This is a genomic window from Neokomagataea anthophila (assembly GCF_018122595.1).
Classification (GTDB): domain Bacteria; phylum Pseudomonadota; class Alphaproteobacteria; order Acetobacterales; family Acetobacteraceae; genus Gluconobacter; species Gluconobacter anthophilus.
This window is the reverse complement of record NZ_JAGRQH010000279.1, coordinates 1-210: the sequence shown is the minus strand read 5'-3', so window position 1 is coordinate 210 and position 210 is coordinate 1. Positions and strand designations below refer to the sequence as shown.

Sequence of the window (210 nt, the reverse complement as noted above, 5' to 3'; positions counted from 1 at the left end):
CGACATTAGAGCCGCTCTATTTGTAGGGATGTAGGTGTGACAGAATATCGCCGAGGAAGGCGAGCTGATCCGGCGCCTGGACTAAAATCTCTTTGAATAGGTTGGATACATCGTTCTCCCTTTCACCCTCCGTCATCTTGATCATTGGGATGCTCTTGCCGAGCATCGGATATCGCTGGTTCGGGTCGACAGCAGACCATTGAACAAGGG

Annotated in this window: 1 protein-coding gene; it reads right to left on the bottom strand. The window is 51.4% G+C overall.

Annotated features, from left to right (window positions below; translation table 11 throughout):
* Positions 1 to 16 precede the first annotated feature (16 nt).
* Positions 17 to 210: hypothetical protein (locus KB213_RS12680; RefSeq protein ID WP_211683627.1), on the bottom strand; the 194-nt coding region annotated here is incomplete at its 5' end.